Origin of the sequence: Micromonospora sp. DT53, from assembly GCF_049841535.1 — a bacterium.
In the GTDB taxonomy this organism is placed as follows: Bacteria; Actinomycetota; Actinomycetes; order Mycobacteriales; family Micromonosporaceae; genus Micromonospora.
The window spans coordinates 127386-151044 of sequence record NZ_JBNCKM010000001.1 but is presented as its reverse complement, the minus strand read 5'-3'; the positions used below and the strand labels follow the sequence as shown (position 1 = coordinate 151044).

Here is a 23659-nt window from a genome sequence, read left to right as displayed (position 1 = left end):
CCTGCCGGGCAAGCAGGTCGAGGGTGGGTGAAACCGGGTCACACGCACACGAAAACGCCCGCCAGCCGGTGGCTGACGGGCGTACGTGGGAAAGCTCCCCCGATTGGACTCGAACCAATAACCTGCCGGTTAACAGCCGGCTGCTCTGCCAATTGAGCTACAGGGGATCGTGCTCCGCTCGGCTTCGGATCTCCCCGACGCCGTGCGACGGGACAAGAGTACAGGACATCCCCCGGTGGTGGTCCAGTGGGTTCCCGCCCCGCCGTCGCATTGACAAAAGGGGTAAATCGCCATCCGGGCACAAGCATGCTTGAGCGGAGAGCAGGATGGGTAGTTAGCTGCGGACAGAGGACGCAGGCGCGAACAGGTCGCCTTCCGACGGGGCAACTCGCCGAGGTGACGGCGCGTCAGGTACGGAAGGAGCCGCCATGCGCGGAAAGATCATGTTTCTTGGCGGGCTGGCTGCGGGATTCGTCCTGGGCGCCCGTGCCGGCCGGGAAAAGTACGAAGAGCTCGTGGTCCGGGGCCGCAAGGTGCTCGACCACCCGACCGTCCAGGAGGCGGCCGGGGTCGCGCAGGCCCAGGCCAACAAGCTCTACAGCGAGGGCAAGGACAAGCTCGGCCAGACCAAACTGGGCGAGAAGCTGGGCACCGGCAACGGCAGCACCAGCACGCAGGAGCTGACCGCCGCCGACGACGCGTTCGCCGGCACGCCCGCCACCGTGGGCGCCAAGGCGGGCACCAGCACGGTCGGCACGACCTCCGGGTCGCCGTCGTCCACCAACCCCCGCACCAAGCCGTCCGGCTCGGGCACGAACGCCAGCACGCTCTGACCAACCGCACGTAGACGGGCCGGTCGCCGCAGGGCGACCGGCCCGTGGTCTGTCCGAGGTGCGGTCAGTCCTTGCTGCTGAACGCCGCGTCGAAGGCGGCGCTCGGTGCGTCGAAGGCGAGCCGGCGGACGAACTGCAACGCCTCCGGGGCGCCGAGCAGCCGGTCCATCCCGGCGTCCTCCCACTCGACCGAGATCGGGCCGGTGTAGCCGATCGCGTTCAACGCGCGGAAGCAGTCCTCCCAGGGCACGTCGCCGTGGCCGGTGGAGACGAAGTCCCACCCGCGTCGCAGGTCCGCCCAGGGCAGGTGCGAGGCGAGCCGGCCCCGCCGGCCATCCCCGGTACGCACCTTCGCGTCCTTGCAGTCCACGTGGTAGATCCGGTCGGCGAAGTCGAAGATGAAGTTCACCGGGTCCAGCTCCTGCCACACGAAGTGCGACGGGTCCCAGTTCAGCCCGAACGCGGGCCGGTTGTCGATCGCCTCCAGCGTCCGCTTCGTCGTCCAGTAGTCGTACGCGATCTCACTCGGGTGCACCTCGTGCGCGAACCGCACACCCACCTCGTCGAACACGTCGAGGATGGGGTTCCACCGGTCGGCGAAGTCCTGGTAGCCGCGCTCGATCATCGACGGCGGCACCGGCGGGAACATCGCGAGGGTGTGCCAGATCGACGAACCGGTGAAGCCGACGACGGTCTTCACCCCGAGCTTCGCCGCCGCCCGCGCGGTGTCCTTGATCTCCTCGGCGGCCCGCTGACGAACCCCCTCCGGCTCCCCGTCACCCCAGATGCGGCCGGGCAGGATGTCCTGGTGCCGCTCGTCGATCGGGTGGTCGCAGACCGCCTGACCAACGAGGTGGTTGGAGATCGTGAAGACCTCAAGGTTGTGCTTCGCGAGGGTCTCGCGCTTGCGCTCGACGTACGAGTCGTCGGCGAGCGCCTTGTCGACCTCGAAGTGGTCGCCCCAGCAGGCGATCTCCAGACCGTCGTAGCCCCACTCGGAGGCGAGCCGGCAGACCTCCTCGAACGGAAGGTCGGCCCACTGGCCGGTGAAGAGCGTGATGGGTCGCGCCATTGTCCTTCTCCCCTTTGTGATGGGGATTCCATGTGCGGACCGGGGCGAGGGTGACCGGACGTACGTGGCACCCGGGGCGGTCACCGGTGGGTGCGGAACACACCTGAGCCCGACGGGTTGCGCCTCCCACCGGGTCACCGGCCACCAGCACGGTCGCCGCCCCCCACCCTATTTCCGCGCCACCCCATCGGGGAAGCCCTGGGATCGGCCGATCATCAGACCATTTCCTCGGGCGCGGGCAGGACAGCCCGTACGGTGAAGCCGCCACCGGCGCGCGGGCCGGCCGAGAACGTGCCGCCGAGCCGCTCGGCGCGCCTGCGTACCCCGAGCAGGCCCCGACCGGCGGTCTGGGTGCCGCCGCCTGACGGAGCGGGACCGGCGCCCTCGTCGCGGACCTCGATGATGATGCCCGCGGTGTCGTAGCGCAGGCGGACCCCGACCGGAGCGCCCGGCGCGTGCCGGCAGGCGTTTGTCAGCGCTTCCTCGATGATCCGGTACGCCACCACGTCGACCGGGTCGGGCAGCGGCCGGGGTTGCCCGGCCACGGTCCACCGCACCGGTTGGCCGGCGGTGAAGCCCTCCACCAAGGCGTCCAGACGGTTCAGGCTGGGCGTCGGCTGGGACGGGTCCTCGGGCTCCTCAGCCCGGCCCAGCACGCCGAGTAGCTGATGACCTCGCGCCAGCACCGTCCCGCGCCACTGCGCGAACAACCCCATGCAGGTCAAGGTACGGCAGCCCGCTGTGAGCCGGTCGGCGGCGTCCACGCGCAGCGGCAGGCCACCGCCGCCGACGAGCGGGCGCGATGTGCCTGCACCCGAATGCCCTGGCAGCGGCGCGGGAGCCAGCCCTACGCTGAGGCCCCGCCTCCCCGACAACCCGCACTTCCGCACGCGGCGCCCGGCGGGACGGCGACCCGGCGAACGACGGCGACCCGGCGGACGACGGCGACCCGGCGGACGACGGCGACCCGGCGGACGAAGCGGTGCGAGCGTGATGCCTCTGAGTCATCAAGATGGCTCAGAGGCATCACGCTCGTTGGAGACACCGCTCGTCGCGCTTCGACGATGCGACCGGTCGGCGGGGGCACGTCGGCCGGGCACGTCGGCCGGGCACGTCGGCCGGGCACGTCGGCGGTCAGGCCGGCTGGGCCGGAGGGGCCGACGACGTGAGCGGCGGCCCCTCCGGGTCAGTCGGTCAGGGCAGGGTCCACTTCTGGTTGGCCGCGTTGAGGCAGGTCCAGAGGTGCACGACGGTGCTGTCGGCGGAGTTGTTGCCGGAGACGTCCAGGCACTTGCCCGACGACGGGTTGCGCAGGGTGCCGTCGGACGCCGCCGCCCAGCCCTGCGCGCCGCTGCTGTTGCACGTCCAGAGCTGGATCTTGGTGCCGTTGGCGGTGCCACCACCGGAGACGTCCAGGCACTTGCCCAGCGCCTTGATGGTCGAGCCGGACACGGTCCAGGTTTGCGCCGCGCCGCCGTTGCAGGTGTAGAGCTGGATCTGGGTGCCGTCGGCGGTGCCGCCGCCGCGCACGTCCAGGCACTTGCCCGCCAGACCCTTGATAGGGCCGACCCCGGACGTGCCGCCACCCTTGACCAGCGTGAAATCGTCCAGGTCGAAGAGCCCCGTGCCGCTACCGGTGAAGGTGAGGTAGATGTTCTGGGTGCTGGACGGGACGTTGGACAGCGCCGTGGTGACGTTGGCGTAGGTCGTCCAACTGCCGGTGTTGGGCACCGTGACCGAGCCGAGCACCGGGCCGGTGGCCGAGCCGGTGCGCACCTGGATGGTGCCACCCGCCCCGCCGGAGACGACCCGGGCCGTGAACGAGGTGACCCCGGTCAGGTTGACCCCGTTGTACGCGGCCCAGTCACCCGGGTCGATGTAGCCGAGGGTCTGCCCACCGTTGGCGCCGTCCTTGGTGAACGCGGAGACGCCGTTGGCCGAGCTGAAGGTCTCGGCCTGGATCGTGCCGGTGGGCGGCGGGGTGGTGCCCAGTTCCTTGATCCGGATGTTGCGGAAGAAGGTGTCGTCACCGGTGCCGTGGTTCTGGATGCCGATGTGGCCGGCGAGCGAGCGGACCGGGTCGGTGTTGGTGAAGTCGTTGATCTTCACTCCGTTGAGGAAGACCTGTAGCCGCTCGCCCTCGACCAGCAGCTCGTAGGTGTTCCACTCCCCCGGCGCGTTGAGCGCCGCGTCGCGGGCGGCGATGTCGGCGGCCTTGTAGGTGTAGATCGCGCCGGTGGTGCGGTCGACCGCGTCGGTGGCGTCGATCTGGACCTCGTAGCCGTTGTTGATCGCCGACTGCGGGTCGTTCGACGGCGGGAAGCCGATGAAGATGCCGGAGTTGTCGTCCCCGGCCAGCTTCCAGTCCAGCTTCAGCGAGTAGTTGGTGAACTGCTTGGCGTTGTACCAGAACAAACCCATGCCGCCGACCGAGGTCAGGGTGGCGTCGGAGTTGGTGAAGCTGCCCGGGCCGGCCTGCGACCAGCCGGTCGTCGAGCCGTTGTAGAGCGGGGTGTAGCCGGTCTCGGGCCGGCAGTCGGCCTTGCTGCGACCGGAGGCGTACCGGATGCCGCCGAGCAGGTGGTTCCGGAACGCCGAATCGGCGTACGACGCCTGGGTGTGCCCGGCCCCGGTGTAGAAGGACCGGCCGCCGCTGTAGCTCTTGCACCAGCTCAGCGGGTGGTCGGCGCCCATCCCGCCGCCGGAGTACGACGACTCGTCAAGCGTGGCCAGCACGTGGGCGGTCGAACGGGGGTTGGTGCGGTAGTTGTACCACTCGTCGGTGCGGGTCCAGGTCTGCGGCAGGTGCCCGGTGGCCGCGTGACCCCGGTCCTCCACCTTCATGTTGGCCTGCTGGATCGCTGGGTGCGAGGAGAACCACGCCCCCACGAGGTTGCCGTAGAACGGCCAGTCGTACTCGGTGTCGGCGGCGGCGTGCACACCCACGTACCCGCGGCCGGATCCGATGTACGACTCGAAGGCGGTCTGCTGGCTGGCGTTGAGCACGTCGCCCGTGGTGTTGAGGAAGACGACCGCCTCGTACTGGTTGAGGTTGCTCGTGGTGAACGCGGCGGCGTCCTCGGTCGCGGTGACCGTGAAGTTGTTCGCCGCGCCCAGGTCGCGGATGGTCTGGATGCCGACCGGGATCGCGTCGTGCCGGAAACCGGCGGTTTTGGAGAAGACCAGCACGTCGTACGGGGCGTCGGCGGCGCTGGCCGGGGTGGCCGGGGTGGTGCAGGCGATGACGGCTAGTGCGGCCATGGCCGCACCGAGGACGGGTCGCAGGCGTCTGCGCATATCGCTCTCCTAATTGTGGTTAGGAGGGGCCCCTCGCACCACACTAGGCGCTGTCGAAGGGCCCCTCCCGCCAGCTCAGGGCAGGGTCCACTTTTGGTTGGCGGCGGCGGTGCAGGTCCACAGGTGGACCGGCGTGCTGTCAGCGGAGGTGTTGCTGGAGACGTCGAGGCACTTGCCCGACGACGTGTTGCGGAGCGTGCCGTCGGCCTGGGCGGCCCAGTTCTGGGCGGCGGTGCCGTTGCAGGTCCAGAGCTGGATCTTGGTGCCGTCGGCGGTGGCGCCACCCGAGACGTCCAGGCACTTGCCCAACGACTTGATCGTCGAGTTCGGCGTCACGGCCCAGGTCTGCGCCGCACTGCCGTTGCAGGTGTAGACCTGGATCTGCGTGCCGTCGGCGGTGGCGGCGCCCCGCACGTCCAGGCACTTGCCACCGAGGCCCTTGATCGCCCCGGCCCCACCGGACGGGGGCGTCCCGGTGACGAGGGAGAAGGCGTCCAGGTCGTAGAGCGCGCCGGTGCCCGACCCGGCGAAGGTCAGGTAGAGCGTGGTCGTGCCGGTCGGCGGGTTGGTGATCGTCCCGGTGACCGTGGTGAAGGTTTCCCAGCCGCCGGTCACCGGGACCGTGGCCGAGCCGAGCACCGTGCCGGTGGCCGAGCCGGCCCGGACCTGGAGGGTGCCACCGGCGCCGGCCGAGGAGACCCGGGCGTTGAACGAGGTCACGTTGCCCAGCTGGTACGGCTGGAACGCGATCCAGTCGCCGTTGTTGATGTCACCGACGGTCTTGCCGCCCTCGGCCGGGGTCTTGCTGAACACGCTGATCCCCGACGAGGTGCCGTAGAACTCGGCCTGGCGGTGGCGCGGCGGCAGCGTGTGCTGGGTGTGCGTGGTCAGCCCACCGGCGTCGGTGTACTCGGCGTCGAAGATCGCGAAGATGTTCGCCGCGTCGTCGTGCTCACCGTCGACCGGGATGGTGATCGAGCCTGAGCAGCCGGTCTTCGAGGTGATCTGGTGGCCGTGCTGGTCGTGCCCGAGCACGTAGGTCATCTTGACCTTCGTGCAGTCGATGGTGCCGTCCTCCGGGTCGGTCACCGTGATGCTGTACGGCACGGTGTCGCCGAAGCTGAACAGCTGACCGTTGCCCGGGTTGTTGATCGTGACCGTGGGCGCGGTGTTGCCGACGCTGATCTGCACGCTGCTGCTGCCGGTGGCGCCCTGCGGGTCCCGCACCGTCAGCGTGGCGGTGTAGGTGCCGTTGGCGCTGTAGGTCTTCGTCGGGTTGGCGGCGGTCGAGGTGGTCCCGTCACCGAACGCCCACGAGTAGGTCAACGTGCCGCCCTCGGGGTCGGACGAGCCGGCCGAGGAGAAGGTCACCGCGAGCGGGGCCGCACCGGAGGTGCGGTTGGCGCTGGCCTTCGCGGTGGGTGCCCGGTTGCCGCCGCCGACGTAGTCGAAGCGGTAGAGCGCCGAGTTGACGTCACCGTTGAAGTACCCGGTGCCGTAGTCGAGCACGTAGTACGCGCCGTCCGGGCCGAACGCCGAGTCCATCACCTGCTTGCCGACCCAGGGGAAGGTGTCGATGGCGCCGCGGGAGCCGTCGGAGTTGACGTGGATCGGCTTGATCCAGCCGCGGCCGAACTCGGTGGCGAAGAACTGCCCGTCGAAGGACTGCGGGAACTTGGTGGTGGAGGTCGACGAGGCGTTGTACCGGTAGACCGGGCCGCCCATCGGCGACTCGGAGCCGCCGCCGAACTCGGTCGGGGTGCCGGCGTCGCCGGCGTACCGGATCCAGGCCGGCTGGGCGGGCGGCAGGGTGGTCAGGCCGGTGTTGCGGAACGAGTTGTTGGTCGGCCCGCCGGTGCAGTTGTACTTCGCGCCGCTGGCGCTTGTCGCGAAGTCGAACTCGTTGTACGTCTCGGTGCTGGTGTTGGTGCCGGTGCAGTACGGCCAGCCGTAGTTGCCAGGTGCGGCGACCCGGTTGAACTCCACCTGGCCGGACGGCCCGCGGGTGGAGCTGGTGGAGCCGGCGTCCGGCCCGTAGTCACCGACGTAGACCACGCCGGTGGCCTTGTCCACGCTGATCCGGAACGGGTTGCGGAACCCCATCGCGTAGATCTCCGGCCGGGTCTTGGCCGTGCCGGGGGCGAACAGGTTGCCCGACGGGACGGAGTACGTGCCGTTGGCGTTCACCTTGATCCGCAGGATCTTGCCGCGCAGGTCGTTGGTGTTGCCGGCGCTGCGCTGCGCGTCGTAGGCGGGGTTGCGGTTGGTCCGCTCGTCCAGCGGTGAGTAGCCGGCCGACTCGAACGGGTTGGTGTCGTCGCCGGTGGACAGGTAGAGGTTGCCGGCGGCGTCGAAGTCGATGTCCCCACCGACGTGGCAGCACACGCCCCGGCTGGCCGGGACGTCGAGCACGTCGACCTTGCTCGACTGGTTGAGCGTGAAGTCGGAGTTCAGGGTGAACCGGGAGAGGCGGTTGACCCCGTCAAAGGCCGAGAAGTCGGTGCCGGTGGCCGGCGCGTCGCCGCCGGGGGTGGAGAGCGGCGGGGCGTAGTAGAGGTAGATGTACCGGTTGGAGGCGAAGCCCGGGTCGACCCCGACGCCCTGCAACCCCTCCTCGTCGTGCTGGTAGACCGACAGGGTGCCGATCGCGGTGGTGGTGCCGTTGGCGTCGGTGCGGCGCAGGGTGCCGTTGCGGGCGGTGTGCAGGACCGAGCGGTCCGGCAGCACCGCCAGGGACATCGGCTCACCCATGTCGGTCACGCCGCGGGCCAGCTCGACCTGCTGGAAGTCGCTGGCGACGATCGTGTGCGCCTGTGCGGGGGCCGAGCCGGCGGCGAGGGTGACCGTGCCGGCGGCGACCGCCAGCAGCAGCGCTGATCCGGCGGAGAACCATCGTCGGGACCGTTGTTGCGGTGCGTCCTTCATGGACATCTGTGCTGTCCCTTCCTGACGTGTGACTGCCAGGCCGGGCGCGCGCCGTCGCGCCGGATGCCGTAGCGGTGAGGGGGGTCGATGGGTTACCGCGCCGCCGGTTCACCTCGACGAAACATTGTCGTGTTGGTCACGACACTAAGTCGCACGTGTCGATGTGTCCATACCTTCCGGCGGTTCAGCATCAACTTTTGTCGATTTGATCGAAAGTCGCCGGTCAGGCGCGTCGGTCGATCGCCTGCCCGGCCAGCGCGACCAGGGCCGCGCGGGCCTCGTCGGCCACCATGGCGCTCTGCAGGGCGGAGAGCGCGGCCTCGGTCCGGACCCGGATCATCTGCTCGATCCGCTTCCGGGCACCTGTCGCGTCGATGATGTCGCGCAGCTCCGCCGCGCCCTCGGCGTCCAACGCCGGGTTGCCGAACAGCTCCCGCAGCCGGATGGTCTGCGGCCGGTCGGCGGCGCTGCGGGCCAGCGCCATCATGACCGTGGGCTTGCCCTCACGCAGGTCGTCCAGGACCGATTTTCCGGTCACCGCCGGGTCGCCGAACACACCGAGGACGTCGTCGCGGAGCTGGAACGCGTCGCCGAGCGGGTCACCGAACTCGCCAAGCGCGGCGATCAGCTCCGGCTCCGCGCCGGCCAGGGCCGCGCCGATCTGCAACGGGCGGGTGACCGTGTACCGGGCGGCCTTCATCCGGATCACGGTGAGCGCGCTGGCCACCGAGCCGTCGCCCACGCCGGAGACCAGGTCCAGGTACTCCCCCGCGATCACCTCGGTCCGCATCAGCGCGAACACGCTGTACCCCCGGTGCACCTGCTCGGTGCTCAGCCCGCACTCGTGGAACATCTGATCCGACCAGGCCGCGCAGAGGTCCCCACAGAGCAGCGCGGTGTTGCGGCCGTACGCCTCGGGGTCACCGCGCCACGACGAGCGGGCGTGCAGGTCGGCGAAGAGCCTGTGCACCGACGGCTCACCCCGACGACGGTCGCTGCCGTCCAGGATGTCGTCGTGGATCAGCGCGAACGCGTGGAACAGCTCCAGGGCCGCCGCGGCCACCACGATCGGGGTGCTGTCGGCGGCCCCCGCGCCGCGCCAGCCCCAGTAGCAGAAGAGCGGTCGCAACCGCTTGCCACCGGCCAGCACGAACCGCTGGAGCGCGGTGAACACGCCACGCGGCGCCCCGTCCGGCCAGTCCGGGCCCTGTCGGCTGAGAAACCCGGCCAGCTCCGCGTCGAAGCGCGCCCGCAGCTCGCTGGCGTCGGTGGGCGCGACGGTGACCGTCATGCCCCCTCCCCCGACCCGCCCGCGACGCCGGGGCTCAGCCCGGCCAGCTCCAGCAGCAGTGCCTTGACCTCGGTGGCCGCGATCTTGTCCCGGGCGGCGGTCGGGTCGGAGCAGAGCAGCACCGGGGCGTCCGCCGGGTCGTCCGGCAGTCGCCCGTGCGAGCCCCGCACCGCCCGCGCCCCGGCGTCCAGGCCGACCGCGCTCATCAGGTAGCGCATGCCGAGCTTCTTGCGGGCCAGGGCCACCCCGGCGCGGGCTTTGGCGGCACCGGGGTTGGCCGGGTCGAAGAACAGCTCCGCCGGGTCGTACCCCGGCTTGCGGTGGATTTCCACCAGCCGGGCGAAGTCCGGCGCCTGGGCGTCGTCCAGCCAGTAGTAGTACGTGAACCAGGCGTCCGGTTCGGCCACCAGCACCAGCTCGCCGGCGCGCGGATGGTCCAGCCCGTGTGCGGCCTTGCCGTCGGCGTCGAGCACCTCGGCCACCCCGGGCAGGCCGGCGCAGAGCTTCGCCACCGCCGGCACGTCGGCCGGGTCCTTGACGTAGACGTGCGCGATCTGGTGGTCGGCGACCGCGAACGCCTTCGACGTCCACGGGTCGAGGTACTCCATGCCCGCCTGGGTGTGCACCCGCAACAGGCCCTCGGCGCGCAGCAGCCTGTTGACGTCCACCGGCCGGGACACGTCGGTGATGCCGTACTCCGACAGCACCACCACTGTGGCGTCCCGGGCCCGGGCGGCGTCCAGGAGAGGGCCGAGCACCGCGTCCAGCTCCGCCGCCGCCGCGGCGGCCTGGGCCGACGAGGGACCGAAACGTTGCAGGTCGTAGTCCAGGTGCGGAACATAGACAAGCGTCAGGTCGGGTGACACGTCGGCGAGGATCTGCTCGGCCGCCTGGCAGATCCACCGCGACGACGGCAGCCCGGCCGTCGGTCCCCAGTAGGTGAAGAGCGGGAACGTGCCCAACCGCCCGGTGAGCGCGTCGTGCAGCTCCGGCGGGTCGGTGTAGCAGTCCGGCTCCTTGCGCCCGTCGGCGTAGTAGACCGGGCGGGGCGTCACCGTCCAGTTGACGTCGGCGCCCATGGCGTACCACCAGCAGACGTTGGCGACTGTGTAGCCGGGCTCGGCCCGACGGGCGGCCTGCCACAGCTTGTCCCCGCCGACAAGCGCGTTGTGCTGCCGCCACAGCAACACCTCGCCCAGCTCCCGGAAATACCACCCGTTGCCGACGATGCCGTGCCCGCTGGGCGGCTCGCCGGTGAGGAATGTGGACTGCACCGAGCAGGTCACTGCGGGCAGCACTGTGCCCAGCTCGGCCCGGAAGCCGCCGTCGGCGACACCCCGCAGTCGAGGCATGTGCGCCAGTAGTCGGGGTGTCAACCCCACCACGTCGAGGACCACCAGTCGCCGGCTCATCGCGTCACCCCCATGCTCACGGTTCGCTCTGTGGTCAGGCCGAGGCCGACCAGTTCGTCTCGGGCGAAGGCCAGTTCCGCGGCGATGCCGGCGGCCAGCTCCGCGTCGGTGCCGGGCCGTCGTGCGGCCGGCAGCACCCCCCAGGTGTACGTCTCGACGTCGAGGTGGTCGCAGCCCGCGGTCGGCCCGTCGAAGAGCGCTCTCAGGGCCGCGCGGAGGACCGGCAGGGTCGAGCCGAGCGGTTCCTCGGGTGGGGCGTGCAACGGCACGTGGTAGTGCACCCGCCACGGGCCGGGTAGCGCCTTGTCCAGTGCCTCGTCCAGGTCGTCGGCCGCGTACGCCGGGTCGGCCGGGTCGGCCAGGCCGGCGCAACCGGCGCCCCGGGTCTGGTGCAGGAAGCGGGGCTCCACCCAGCGGCGCAACGCCTCGGCCCCACCCTCCGGGTCGGCGGCCTCGACGGCGGCGGAGACCTGCACCTTCACCACGGGCAGTCCGGCCGCCCGCAGTCGGTGCAGCGCCTCCGCGGGCTCTTCCCAGGCGCAGGCCAGGTGGGCCAGGTCGAGACAGACCCCCAGCCGTTCGGTGTCCATCCCGGACAGCAGCGCGGCCGCCTGACCGGTGCTCTCCATGACACAGCCGGGCTCCGGCTCGAAGGCGACGCGCACCTCGCGGCCGGTGTCCCGCTGCACCGCGGCCAGGCCGGCGGCCAGCTGGTCCAGCCGGTGTCGCGCCGCGTCGGCCCGACCGGTGTCCCACGGTTGACGCCAGGCCAGCGGCAGGGTGGAGATCGAACCCCGGGCGGCGTCGTCGGGCAGCAGGTCGGCGAGCACCCGGGCCAGATTCAGGGTGTACGTCAGACGCTGCTCGGTGGTCCAGTCCGGGTGGTACACGTCCTGCTTGACCACGGGCGCCTGGAAGGCCGCGTACGGGAAGCCGTTGAGGGTGACCACCTCCAGCCCGCGCGCGTCCAGCTCGGTGCGCAACCGGCGGCGGAGCGTCGGGTCGGCTGCCAGCTCGGCGGCGACCGGGGCGGCGAGCCACAGGCCGAGCCCGAGCAGGTCGCTGCCGAGCGCCGCACGGACCGGCACCGCGTACGTGTCCAGTTGACCGAGGATGCCGGCGAGGTCCTCGGCGGGGTGCACGTTCGTGCAGTAGCCGAGGTGCACGGTCTCGCCGCCGGCATGTCGCAGCCGCATCAGCTGCCGCCGCGCAGGATCGAGTTGCCGGTCTGCGGGTCCACGGCGGCGGCGGCGTCCAGGTCGCTGAGGTCGAGCCGCCCCGACTGCCCGTAGAACTCCACCGGGTTTCGCCACAACACCTTGTCGACGTCGTCGTCGCTGAAGCCGGCCAGCAGCATCGCCTCGCCGGTGGCCCGGGTCAGCAGCGGGTCGGAGCGTCCCCAGTCGGCTGCCGAGTTGACGAGCATCCGATCCGTGCCGTACTCCCGCAGCAGCTCGACCATCCGCTGCGGGGTCATCTTGGTGTCCGGGTAGATGGAGAAGCCCAGCCAGCAGCCGCTGTCGCGGACCAGCTTGACGGTCACCTCGTTGAGGTGGTCGACCACCACCCGGCCCGCGTCGATGCCCGATTCGGCGACCACGGCGAGGGTCCGTTCACAGCCGCGTGCCTTGTCCCGGTGCGGGGTGTGCACAAGCGCCGGCAGGTCGTAGGCCACCGCCAGGGCGAGCTGCGCCGCGAACGCCTCGTCCTCCTCGGGCGTCATCGAGTCGTACCCGATCTCGCCGACCGCCACCACCGCGTCCTTGTCCAGGTAGCGGGGCAGCAGGTCGAGGACCGGACGGCAGCGCGGGTCGTTCGCCTCCTTGGGGTTCAGCGCGATGGTGGCGAAGTGGCGCACCCCGAACTGCCCCGCCCGGAACGGCTCCCAGCCGATCAGCGAGTCGAAGTAGTCGGTGAACGAGGCGGCGCTGGTACGTGGCTGACCCAGCCAGAACGCCGGCTCCACCACCGCGCGTACTCCGGCGGCGGCCATCCGTTCGTAGTCGTCGGTGGTGCGCGAGGTCATGTGGATGTGGGGGTCGAAGATGCGCATTCACGCCTCCCGGGGCAGTGCGGCGGTGAGCCGGTCGAGCAGGTCGGTGGCGTCGGCGGGCAACTCCCGGCCGGCGGCGTGCCGTTCGGCGGCCAGCGCGGCCAGCATCGCGGCCAGTTCCCCGTCGGCCCGGGTGTCCAGGTCGGCCACGGCGGCCAGGGGGACGCCGCTGAACACGCACTTGAGCACCGCCTGACGCCAGGCGGCCGGGTCGAGGTGGCGCGCGTACGGGCCGAGCGCGGCACCGACCAGCCGGGTGTCGTTGGTCCGGATCGCGTCGTGCAGCAACGGAACCCCGGCGGCGCCGATCGGCAGCAGCGGCAGGGCCCGCAGCACTGCTCGTCGCTCGGCCGCGTCACCGTGCTCGTAGAGGCGCTCGGCGTACGCCGCGTGGTCGCCGGGCAGGCTGGTGAGCAGCAGCACCCGGGCCGCGTCGTCGGCGGTCCAGCCGGGGGCGTCGGGCAGCGCGGCCCGACCGCAGCGGCGGCCGACGGTGGGGAAGAGCCGGGTGATCGCGGTGGGCTCGCTTGCGACCCGGCGCAGGGCCGTGTCCAGCCAGTCGGGATCGGGTACGCCTCCCAGCGCGGCCCGTAGTGAATCCGGTGTCATCCCGTCTCCTCCCTCGTGCTGCTGTGCTGCTGTGCGGCTCCGCAGGTGCCTAGGCGCGTCCTTTGCTCTGCTTCACTCCACGCGACGGTCGGTGTCCGGATACCGGACGGCCGCCGTTGCGTCCGTTGAAGCAGAGCAAAGGGCGTCGGCGGGTACCTCGGGTCGGCGGCGACCATCGGCCGTCGAGGTGGCCGCCGCGGCGCGCAGGAACTCGATCGACCGGGCGGCCACGGCGGGCGCGGCGTGCGAGTCCCTGGGCAGTTCGACGGCGACCAGGCCGCGATAGCCGGCGTCGCGCAGCGCGGCCAGCACCGGCGGGAAGTCGATCTCGCCGACACCGAACTCCAGGTGCTCGTGCACGCCCCGGCGCATGTCGTCGATCTGCACGTTGACCAGGTGGTCGGCCACCTCGGCGACGCACTGCGGCACCGGCCAGGGCTCCAGGCACCGGCAGTGACCGATGTCGAGGGTGATGCCGAAGCGGGCCGGGTTGTCGAGCGCGGCGTGCAGCCGACGCCAGTCGGCGATGTCCTGCACCAACATGCCCGGCTCCGGTTCGAAGCCAAGGGTGACGCCTGCGGTGTCGGCCGCGTCGACCACTGTGGCGCAGCCGGCCACCAGCCGGTCCCACGCGCACTGCGGTGACACCGCCTCGGGTCGGACACCGGCCCAGAACGACACCGCCTCCGCGCCCAGGTCGGCGCCGATCCGCACGGCCCGGCGCAGGAACTCGATCCGCCGGGTCGGGTCGTCGTGCAGCAACGTCGGGGCGTGCTTCTGCCACGGGTCGAGCAGGTACCGGGCCCCGGTCTCGATGACCACCGCCAGGCCCAGCGCCTCCAACCGTTGACCGACCGCGGCGACCCGGCGGGTGAGCCCGGGCGCGAACGGGTCCAGGTGGTCGTGGTCCAGGGTGAGCGCCACTCCGTCGTAGCCGAGATCGGCGATGACGGCGAGCGCGTCGTTGAGCCGGTGGTTGGCGAAGCCGTTCGTGCCGTAGCCGAGGCGCAGCGTCGTGGCGTCGGCGTCGACGGCAGGCGCTCCGGACCGGGGCTCGGGGACGCTCATGTCGGGGAGACCTTCCGGGCCAGCCGTCGACCCAGCGGCGCGGCCGCCGCGACGGCCACCCCGAGCAGACCTGCTCCACCCCGCGCGGTCAGGGCCCCCTGGAGGGCCGGCAACCCGGTGATCCCGGCGCCGACTGCCGCGCGGACCCGTCCGGCCGACGGGTCGCGGACCACCTCGGCCTGGGCGGCGCCGTACCGGGCGGCGTACCAGCCGGCCAGCACGGCGGGCAGCGCCGCCGCGATTCCGGCCGACCGGGTGCGACCCGTGCGCACATCCACCTCGTCGACGGTCCCGGCCCGGTCCGCCGTTCGGGCGGCTGCGCGTCGGGTGCCCGGCACGGCGACGGCTGCGCTGGCGGCGACCAACGCGGTGCCCGCGAGGGTACGCATCGGCAGGGTGGCGTCGGCGCCGGTGACCTCCCGGCGGGACAGCGCGGTGACCGTCCAGGTGTGCGCGGCGACTGTCGCCGCCGCCGGCAACGCCCGGGTCATCCGGCCGCCGGACGCGCCGAGCAGCACGTCCAGCCCCCGGCAGGCGGCCATCACGGCCGGGCCGGCAGCGGTGTTCTTGGCCAGCAGGTCGTACCCCCAGATGGTGGCGGCCAGCGGCACGGCGAGCGCGGCGGCGCGGCGACCGCCCACGGCGGCGGCCAGGCCCACGCCGGCGGCCGTGAGGCCCGCCGCGAGACCGACCGCCGCGGCCGGGGAGACCCGACCACTCGGGATCGGCCGCTCGGGCCGTTCCTCGGCGTCCAGGCCCCGGTCGGCCCAGTCGTTGGCGGCCATGCCGGCCCAGTAGAGCAGCACCGACGCGCCGGCCAGGGCAGGGGTACGCGGGCTCAACGCGCCGGCCGCCGCGGCTCCGGCGATCACGTCACCGGGCACCGAGAGCGCGGCCGGCGCCCGGACCAGCTCGGCAAGATCAGCCAACGTTGTCATGGACACCGTCCCCGCCGTCGTGCAACTGCCGGGTGAAGGCGGTCAGCCGGGCCCACTGCTCGCCCAGCGAGTGGGTGGGTGAGCCCAGCGGGTCCTTGAAGAAGAAGCCCAGGTCGGCCAGCGGCCCCACCTGCCCGGCGGCGTGCGCGGCGGCGGTGAGTCGGGCCAGGTCCAGCACCAGCGGCGCGGCCAGCGCGGAGTCGCAGCCGTGCCAGGTGAACTCCATCCGCATGCCGGTGCCGAGGAAACCGCTGAAGGTGATCAGATCCCAGGCGGTCTTGAAGTCCCCCAGGTCCTCGACGTACTCGATGCGGGTGCCGCCCTGCGGGACGTAACCCAACGTCTCGCCGAGCACCCGCTGCTTGCTCTGCACCTTCGCCGCGTTCGCGGCCGGGTCGGCGAGGGTGGCGCCGTCGCCACCGCCGAGCAGGTTGACCCCGGACCAGGAGCGCACGTCCAGGTTGCGCATCGCGAACATCGGCGCGAGCACCGACTTGACCAGGGTCTCCCCGGTCTTGCCGTCGTGCCCGGCGTACGGCAGTCGGGCCTCCTCGGCCAGCGCGGCCAGCGCGGGCAGCCGCAGCCCGGTGGACGGGGTGAAGTCGACGTACGGGCAGCCGGCCAGCACCGCCGCGTACGCGTAGAGGGAGCTGACCGGAAGCACCTCGTCCGGCCCTTCGAGGGCGGCGCGCAGCGCGGCCGGGTCGGCGTGCCCGGGGTGCGGTAGGGGGGCCGGCTCGGTGGCGGAGACATTGACCACCACCACCCGGTCCAGCTCGTGCCGCTCGCGGAAGCTGGTCAGGTCGCGGACCACGGCGGCGGCCCGATCCGCCTGGGTCTCGCCGACCGGCGCGGGGCGCAGCTCCTGCTCGACCACGCCCAGCTCGTCGCGGAGCGCGGCGACCAGCCGCCAGGGGATGACACCGGCGTCGGCCAGCGCCTCGGCGCGCTTGCACAGCGGGGTGGTGGCCAGGTCGTGCCCGCCGAAGACCAGATCGGCGAAGGCCGGCAGGGCCGGGCCGCGCAGCTCGGGAAGCTCGGTGACGCAGCCGGTGGGCCCGGCCAGGCCGGCCCGCAGCGCGAGCCCCCCGACGATGCTGGTGGTCGCGACGGACCCGCGCGCTCCTACCAGCCAGACACCTGTTCGCATGGTGCTCCTTCCCCAATTCACGAGGAACCGTCGGTACCGCTAAATATAGGAATATCAGAATATGTTTCGGAAAGATACGGCCCGGTTTCGGGAAAGTTTCGGGCCGGGTGGATGGGCCCCGCCCGCCCGCCCCCACCGGGACAGCACCGGCTTCCGACGTCGGCGTCGGCGGCGACGACACCGGACCGGATCCCGGCAGGTGCGAGCAGACGGGGCTGGTAGGCAGGGTCGGGTCGGCGTCTCGACCCTGCCTCCCCCGCATCCGACCGGTCGGGGCGTTGGCACGTCCCGGCCGGGCGTCTCAGACCGCCGGATCACCGGCGGCGGCGGTCCTCCGGTGCGGCCGGGGAATCCCGGTCCGGTCGCACCGGACGACCGTCCTGCTCGTGCGCCACCGGGCCGTACGGCCCGGCTGCACGCTCTCCGATTCCGACCTCTGTCCCGGCCACGGGGCGCAATCCGTGGCCGGTCCCTCGCCGGTCGGCTTCGGAAAGCCGGTCGGGCGATGGCGGCGCGAACACCGCCATCGCGGATGGTCAGATGGTCAGACAGCCGCCGCGGTCAGCGTCGGTTCCACCTCGGCCCACGAGGAGCCGAGCTCCGCCGAGCGGGCCACCGCGTCCAGCACAAGCTGGACCTGCAACGCGTCGGCGAAGGAGGGGGTCGGGTCCACGCCGGTGGCGACCGCCTCGATGAAGTCGCGCATCTCGTGCGTGAACGAGTGCTCGTAGCCGATGATGTGGCCCGGGGGCCACCACGCCGACATGTACGGGTGCTCGCCCTCGGTCACCAGGATGCGGGTGAAGCCCTGCTCCACGGCCGGGCGGGTCGCGTCGTAGAACTCCAGCTCGTTGAGGCGTTCCAGGTCGAAGACCACACTGCCCAACGAGCCGTTGATCTCGACACGCAGCGCGTTCTTACGGCCGGTCGCGAACCGGCTCGCCTCGTACGTGGCCAGGGCGCCGCCATCGAGCCGGGCCACGAAGACCGCGGCGTCGTCGACGGTGACCGGTCCGGTGGGCGCCGTGTGGCCGTCCACCGAGGCCGCCAGGCCGCTCGACTCGGCCGGCAACGGCCGCTCCTTGACGAAGGTCTCGGTGACCGCGCTGACGCCGCTGATCCGCTGACCCGTGACGAACTGGGTCAGGTCGATGATGTGCGCACCGATGTCACCGAGCGCGCCGGAGCCCGCCCTGTCCTTCTGCAACCGCCAGACCAGCGGGAACTGCGGGTCCACGATCCAGTCCTGCAGGTACGTCGCACGGACGTGTCGAATCACCCCGAGCCGTCCGTCGGCGACCAACTGGCGCATCATCGTGACCGCGGGGACCCGGCGGTAGTTGAACCCGCACATCGACCGCACTCCGGCGGCCCGGGCGACATCCGCCGCGGCGGTCATCGCCCGTGCCTCCTCCACCGAGTTGGCCAACGGCTTCTCGCACAGAACGTGCTTGCCCGCTGCCAACGCGGCGAGAGCGATCTCGGCGTGACTGTCGCCCGGTGTGCAGATGTCGACGACGTCGATGTCGTCCCGGTTGATCAGGTCACGCCAGTCGGTGGTGTATGCGTCCCAGCCGAGTGTGTCGGCGGCGTCTGCCACCTTCGCTGTGTCTCGGCCGCAGATCAACGCCATCCGGGCCCGCGCCGGCAGGTCGAAGACGCGGTTCACGGTGCGCCACGCCTGTGAGTGCGCGGCGCCCATGAACGCGTAGCCGACCATGCCGACCCGCAGTTCTTTGTCTGTCGTGGACAAGGTGGGTCTCCCCCCGGTATGTCAGAACCCGAGCTTGTCGTAGCTGCTCGCGTTCTCCTTGGTGATCGTCTCCGAGGCCAGGGTCACTTCCTTGGGCACCTGCAGCTCCGTCAGGTCGCCCAGGCCCCGCCCCTGCGCGACGAGCCGCGCGAGCGAGATCGCCGAGGAGGCCATCGACGGGTTGTAGGTGACCGTGGCCTTCAGCACGGTGTTGTCGGCCTTGATCGCGTCGATCGCGAGCTTGGAGCCCGCGCCGCCGACCATGAAGAACTCCGACCGGTTGGCCTGCTTGACGGCCGCGAGCACACCGATGCCCTGGTCGTCGTCGTGGTTCCAGATGGCGTCGATCTTCGGCAGCGCCTGGAGCAGCTGGGACGCCTCGCGCTGGCCGCTGTCCGAGGTGAACTCCGCCGAGCGGCGGTTCTTCACCGTGAACCCGTACGTCGCCAGGGCGGCCTTGAAGCCGTTGCTGCGCTCGACGGTCAGCGGGATCTCCAGACCGGCGATCTCACCGATGACCGGGTTGGCGACGCCCTTGTCCTTGAGCATCTTGCCGATGAAGTGCCCGGCCGAGACGCCCATGCCGTAGTTGTCGCCCTTGATGACCAGCCGCGAGGCCAGCGCGTCGGGGAACGCCCGGTCGAGGTTCACGATCGGGATGCCCGCCTGCATGGCCTGGAGGGCAACGGCGTTGACCTCCTTGCCGTCGTGCGGCAGCACGACGATGATGTCCGGCTTCTGAGCGATCAGCGTGCCGAGCGTGGAGCGCTGGGCCTCGGAGTTCGAGCCACCGTCGACCTCCTTGAACTCCACGTCCGAGTAGGCCGCGGCCTGGGCCTTGGCGTTCGCGTGGATCGCGCCCATCCAGCCGTGGTCGGCGGCCGGGGCGGAGAAGCCGATGACGACCTTCTTGCCCGGGGCGTTGTTGCCTTCGCTGTTTCCGGCGGCCTTGGTCTGGGTGCTGGCGGCCGGAGTGTCGTTGCTGGTGCAGGCGGTGAGGAGGGTGGCGGCGCCTACCGCGGCTCCACCGAAGAGCAACCGGCGGCGCGACAGGTCGCGACTGTGCTGGGTCATTAATGACCTCCTGGGAGCGGGATTTGACTTATTGAGGGTGTGCGAGGCCCGGCCAGCGTCGAAACGTCTCGACGTCGCCAGGACAACGGTGCGGTGCGTCAGGTTGCGGTGGTGACCCTGTTCCGCGCGAGGAGCCGAGTGACTGACTTGAACTGGAACTGCTGGACCAGGACGGCGGCGACGATGATGCCGCCCTTGACCATGTTCTGCGCCTCGATGGAGAGGCCGTTGATGGCGAAGAGGTTCGTGATGGTGGCGAAGATGATGACGCCGAGCAGCGAGCCGACGATCGTGCCCCGCCCACCGCTGAGCAACGTCCCACCGATGATCGCCGCGGCGATCGCGTCCAACTCGTACAGGTTGGCCATCGCCGCCTGCGCCGAGGTGGCCTGCGAGGTGAGCATGATGGCGGCGATGCCGCAGCACAGACCGGAGAGCGCGTAGAGCAGCATGGTGTGCCGCCGGACGTTGATGCCGGCCAGCCGGGCCGCCTCCGGGTTACCACCGACGGCGATGGTGCGCCGGCCAAAGGTCGTGCGGTTGAGCACGACCCAACCGGCCAGCACGACCGCGCCGAGGATGTAGACCAGGATCGGAATCCCGATCACCTTGCGCGCCGCGATGTCGTTGATGAACGTGCTGCTCGACACCTGGGTCTGCTTGTTGGAGATCGACGCCGCGAGCCCACGCGCGGCCACCAGCATCGCGAGCGTCGCGATGAAGGGGACCAGCCGCCCGTACGAGATGAGCACACCGTTGACGAGGCCGACGCAGATGCCGACCGCGAGGGCGGTGAAGATCATGCCGCCGGCGCCGTAGCTCTGGGTGGCCACCGTGGTGCACCAGACCCCGGCCAGCGCGACGATCGCGCCGACCGACAGGTCGATGCCACCACCGATGATCACGAAGGTCATCCCGACCGTGACCACGCCGACGACCGAGGCCAACTGGAGGATGGCCAGGACGTTGTTCCAGACCCAGTTCGGGTCGCCGTACAGGTCGGGCTTGGTGACCGCGCCGACCACGATGAGCGCGGCCAGCACCCCGATCAGGCCGAGGTTGCGCTTGGCACCGTCGCCACCGTCACCCCGCCACCAGGAGAGCTTGCCCCCGGAACCTGCCTTGTTGCTGGCCACCGCCGTCTCCGCCGGGTCCACCGGCGGCGACTGCGCCGGAAGCTGCGGGCGCTCCGGTGTCGCGGTGGGAGTGGGAGTCGCGTCGCTCATGCCGGTGCGCCTTCCATCAAGGACCCCGCCATAACGAGGTCAAGCACAGTGTTCTCGTCGAGTTCGCCGGCCGCGGCTTCGCGGACGACACGTCCTTCCCGCATGACCAGCACCCGGTCGGCCAGACCCAGCACCTCGGGCACCTCGCTGGAGACCAGCAGCACCCCCACGCCCTGAGCGGCCAATGCCCGGATGACCTGGTAGAGCTCAGCCCGGGCGCCCACGTCCACGCCCCGGGTCGGCTCGTCGAGAAGCAGCAACTTGGTGCCGCCGAGCAGCCAACGCCCGACCACCACCTTCTGCTGGTTGCCGCCGGACAGCGTGCGTACCGGCCGGTCGACGTCCCGGGGCCGCAGCTCCAGGGTCTCCGCGATCCGGTCCGCCTCGGCGCGTTCCTTGGCGGCGTTGGTGAAGCCGAGTCGCGCGTACCGGCCGAAGGTGGCCAGCGTGACGTTGCGGTAGATCGGCTCGCCGAGCAGCAGCGCCTGGCTCTTGCGTTCCTCCGGGGCCATCCCCATGCCGGCCCGAACGGCCGCGCCGACGCCCGGCCGCAGGACCTTTCCGTCCATCCGCACCGTGCCGGCCTCCGGGAGGCGGGCGCCGTAGATCGTCTCCAGCAGTTCGGAACGACCGGAGCCGACCAGCCCCGCGATGCCCACGATCTCTCCGGCGCGCACGCTCAGCGAGACGTCGGCGAACTCGCCGGTGCGGGTCAACCCCTCCACCTGGAGCAGGTCGGCGCCGGCGGGGTCGTCGGTCGGCCGGTCCGGGAAGACATACTCGATGGTGCGGCCGGTCATCCGGCTCACCAGGTCGCGGGTCGGGGTGTCGCGCGCCGGCAGGTTCGCCGCCGTGGTCCGGCCGTCCTTGAGTACGGTGACCCGGTCGCCGATCTCGCGGATCTCCTCCAACCGGTGGGAGATGTAGATGACGGCGATGCCCTGCGCGGTCAGCTCACGGATGATCCGGAACAGGTTGCCGACCTCGTCGTGGGCCAGCACCGCGCTCGGCTCGTCCATGATGATCAGTCGGGCCTCGTGCGACAGCGCCCGCGCCATGCTGACGATCTGCTTGCCCGCCGCCGGCAGTGACCGGACCATCCGCCCCGGCGGAATCTCACCGTGGCCGAGCCGGCCGAGGATCTGCCGGGTGTGCCGGGCCATCCGGCCGCGCCTGACGAACCCGAAGTTGCGGTACTCGTGCCCGAGGAACGCGTTCTCCGCCACCGACAGATCCTCGACGAGGTCGAGCTCCTGGTAGATCGTGGCGATGCCGGCCTTCATGGCGGCCTGCGGGTTCGTGAACGTGGCCGGCTCACCGCGCCACTCCACCTGCCCGGAATCCGGTTGGTGCACTCCGGCGAGCACCTTGATGAGGGTGGACTTGCCGGCGCCGTTCTGCCCGAGCAGGCAGTGCACCTCGCCGGCACGCACCTCCAGCTGCACGCCGTCGAGCGCGCGTACGCCGGGGAAGGTCTTCACCACATCGGTGAGGCGCAGGACCACCTCGCCCGCGACGGTGTCGGCGGGAGCCTCGACCAGCGGCGCCTCGGCGACGGCCTCGGCCGACGCGGTGGCGGGGTCATCCTCGGGCAGAGCCACAGTCTCCTCCTCGCTCACGACGGAATCTCGAACAGCTTCACGGTGCCGGCCTTTGTTCGCGACTGCGGGGCTCGCGAACCCGGCTCACTCCTCGCGCTCACGATGCTTCCCCGAAGGCGACGTCGCTCGCGAGCACCGCCGCGCCTGTGACACCGGCACGGCCGCCCAGCTCGGACAGGACGACGGGAAGGTTGCCGGTGGCCAGTGGCAGCGACCGGCGGTAGACCACACTGCGGATCTCGGCGAGCAGGATGTGGCCCAGTTGGGCCAACCCGCCGCCGATCACGATCATGGACGGGTTGGTGAAGCTGACCAGGCCGGCGAGCACTCCGCCGACCCGTCGTCCGCCGTCCCGGATCAACTGGATGCAGGTCACGTCGCCCTCGACGGCGCCCTCGGCGACGTCCAGCGCGGTCACCACACCGCGCAGGGCCAACCGCTCGGCCAGCGCCGGCGACGTCCCACTGCGGGCGGCGGCGGCCGCGTCCTTGGCCAGTGCGGCACCGCTGAACAGCGCCTCCAGGCAGCCGACGTTTCCGCAGGAGCACATCGGACCGTGCGAGTCGACCTGGATGTGGCCGATGTCGCCGGCGCAGCCGTCGGTGCCCCGGTAGACCTCGCCGGTGAGGTAGATGCCGCACCCGATGCCGGTGCCGATCTTCACGAAGAGGAAGTCGTCCACCGAGTGGGCGACCCCGCCGTGCCGCTCACCGATGGCCATGATGTTGACGTCGTTGTCGACCACCGCGGGGCAGCCGTGCTCCCGGCTGAGCAGCTCACGCACCGGGAACCGGTCCCAGCCCGGCATGATCGGTGGTGAGACCGGCACGCCGTCGCGGAAGCTGACCGGGCCGGGTACGCCGATGCCGACCGCGTCCAGGCGCTCGTACGCGCCGTCGACCCGGGCCTTGTGCAGCAGCTCGTTGACCCGTTGCAGGGTCACCTTCGGGCCGTTGCGGATGTCGGCCGCCTCGGCGTAGTGGGCCACCGGTTCGAGGCGGCCGTTTACCACCTCGACGTCCATCGAACTGGCGCCGAGGTCGACGGCGGCGAGGCGCAGCTTCGGGTTCAACTCGACGAGTGTCGAGCGACGCCCGCCTCGGGATGCGGCGAGGCCGGCCTCGGCGACGTAACCCAGTGCCACCAGGCGATCCAGCTCGGCCAGCATGCGTGGGCGCGGCATCTGGAGGCGGTCGCCCAGCTCGGCGCGGGACACTGCGCCCTCGTCGCGGAGCAACCGCAACAGGCGCACGTGTAGGGGGTCGACGGTCCGCACCGGGAGCCCCCTCTTCATTGGCAGCGTTCACATCGACGCAATGCCGATGTGTTGTGTCCGACACAGTAAGAGCGTTCCACG

General features: G+C 71.2%; 18 protein-coding genes and 1 tRNA gene. 1 reads left to right on the top strand and 18 read right to left on the bottom strand.

Annotated features, from left to right (window positions below; all coding sequences use genetic code 11):
* Window positions 1-94: 94 nt before the first annotated feature.
* A tRNA-Asn gene (locus ACLQ3B_RS00735) sits at window positions 95-167 on the bottom strand.
* Between the two features lie 261 nt (window positions 168-428).
* On the opposite strand from ACLQ3B_RS00735, the gene ACLQ3B_RS00730 reads away from it, so the two are divergent.
* Window positions 429-833, top strand: coding sequence for a hypothetical protein (locus tag ACLQ3B_RS00730; protein WP_425776423.1), 405 nt, complete (start codon window positions 429-431; stop codon window positions 831-833).
* A gap of 64 nt (window positions 834-897) precedes the next feature.
* Here ACLQ3B_RS00730 and ACLQ3B_RS00725 read toward each other — a convergent pair whose 3' ends face one another.
* From ACLQ3B_RS00725 to ACLQ3B_RS00645, 17 genes are all read right to left on the bottom strand, one after another.
* Window positions 898-1905, bottom strand: coding sequence for a sugar phosphate isomerase/epimerase family protein (locus ACLQ3B_RS00725; RefSeq protein WP_425776421.1), 1008 nt, complete (start codon window positions 1903-1905; stop codon window positions 898-900).
* 215 nt (window positions 1906-2120) lie between these two features.
* The gene (locus tag ACLQ3B_RS00720) at window positions 2121-2621 is read right to left on the bottom strand and encodes a sensor histidine kinase (RefSeq protein ID WP_425776419.1); all 501 of its coding nucleotides are present in this window, start codon (window positions 2619-2621) and stop codon (window positions 2121-2123) included.
* A gap of 478 nt (window positions 2622-3099) precedes the next feature.
* Entirely contained in the window at window positions 3100-5202 is a 2103-nt protein-coding gene (locus tag ACLQ3B_RS00715; protein ID WP_425776417.1) for a ThuA domain-containing protein, read from the bottom strand.
* Window positions 5203-5277: 75 nt separating this feature from the next.
* A complete protein-coding gene (locus tag ACLQ3B_RS00710; RefSeq protein ID WP_425776415.1) occupies window positions 5278-8133 on the bottom strand; it encodes a PQQ-dependent sugar dehydrogenase in 2856 nt (951 codons plus the stop codon).
* Between the two features lie 217 nt (window positions 8134-8350).
* Entirely contained in the window at window positions 8351-9418 is a 1068-nt protein-coding gene (locus tag ACLQ3B_RS00705; protein ID WP_425776413.1) for a polyprenyl synthetase family protein, read from the bottom strand.
* Window positions 9415-10830, bottom strand: coding sequence for an alkaline phosphatase family protein (locus ACLQ3B_RS00700; protein ID WP_425776411.1), 1416 nt, complete (start codon window positions 10828-10830; stop codon window positions 9415-9417). The genes ACLQ3B_RS00705 and ACLQ3B_RS00700 overlap by 4 nt, the downstream gene beginning before the upstream one ends.
* Window positions 10827-12026 carry a metabolite traffic protein EboE gene (gene eboE / locus ACLQ3B_RS00695; RefSeq protein ID WP_425776409.1) on the bottom strand — a complete coding sequence of 400 codons (1200 nt, stop codon included), beginning with the start codon at window positions 12024-12026 and terminating at the stop codon, window positions 10827-10829. The genes ACLQ3B_RS00700 and eboE overlap by 4 nt, the downstream gene beginning before the upstream one ends.
* Window positions 12026-12883: a TatD family hydrolase gene (locus ACLQ3B_RS00690; protein ID WP_425776407.1), complete on the bottom strand. Its 858-nt coding sequence runs from the start codon at window positions 12881-12883 to the stop codon at window positions 12026-12028. The genes eboE and ACLQ3B_RS00690 overlap by 1 nt, the downstream gene beginning before the upstream one ends.
* Entirely contained in the window at window positions 12884-13492 is a 609-nt protein-coding gene (locus ACLQ3B_RS00685; protein WP_425776405.1) for an EboA domain-containing protein, read from the bottom strand.
* A 72-nt stretch (window positions 13493-13564) separates the two neighbouring features.
* The gene (locus ACLQ3B_RS00680) at window positions 13565-14560 is read right to left on the bottom strand and encodes a sugar phosphate isomerase/epimerase family protein (protein WP_425776403.1); all 996 of its coding nucleotides are present in this window, start codon (window positions 14558-14560) and stop codon (window positions 13565-13567) included.
* Window positions 14557-15498: an SCO3242 family prenyltransferase gene (locus ACLQ3B_RS00675; protein ID WP_425776401.1), complete on the bottom strand. Its 942-nt coding sequence runs from the start codon at window positions 15496-15498 to the stop codon at window positions 14557-14559. Before ACLQ3B_RS00675 ends, ACLQ3B_RS00680 begins: the two co-directional genes overlap by 4 nt.
* The gene (locus tag ACLQ3B_RS00670) at window positions 15482-16648 is read right to left on the bottom strand and encodes an inositol-3-phosphate synthase (RefSeq protein ID WP_425776399.1); all 1167 of its coding nucleotides are present in this window, start codon (window positions 16646-16648) and stop codon (window positions 15482-15484) included. The genes ACLQ3B_RS00675 and ACLQ3B_RS00670 overlap by 17 nt, the downstream gene beginning before the upstream one ends.
* A gap of 544 nt (window positions 16649-17192) precedes the next feature.
* Window positions 17193-18368: a Gfo/Idh/MocA family protein gene (locus ACLQ3B_RS00665; protein ID WP_372432751.1), complete on the bottom strand. Its 1176-nt coding sequence runs from the start codon at window positions 18366-18368 to the stop codon at window positions 17193-17195.
* Between the two features lie 54 nt (window positions 18369-18422).
* Window positions 18423-19475, bottom strand: coding sequence for a substrate-binding domain-containing protein (locus ACLQ3B_RS00660; RefSeq protein ID WP_425776397.1), 1053 nt, complete (start codon window positions 19473-19475; stop codon window positions 18423-18425).
* 98 nt (window positions 19476-19573) lie between these two features.
* Complete coding sequence (locus tag ACLQ3B_RS00655; RefSeq protein WP_238661840.1) at window positions 19574-20701, bottom strand: ABC transporter permease; 1128 nt, start codon at window positions 20699-20701, stop codon at window positions 19574-19576.
* Window positions 20698-22206, bottom strand: a complete 1509-nt coding sequence (locus tag ACLQ3B_RS00650; RefSeq protein WP_425777988.1) for a sugar ABC transporter ATP-binding protein — start codon at window positions 22204-22206, stop codon at window positions 20698-20700. The genes ACLQ3B_RS00655 and ACLQ3B_RS00650 overlap by 4 nt, the downstream gene beginning before the upstream one ends.
* A 193-nt stretch (window positions 22207-22399) precedes the next feature.
* Window positions 22400-23578, bottom strand: a complete 1179-nt coding sequence (locus ACLQ3B_RS00645) for an ROK family protein (protein WP_425776394.1) — start codon at window positions 23576-23578, stop codon at window positions 22400-22402.
* Window positions 23579-23659: the final 81 nt, after the last annotated feature.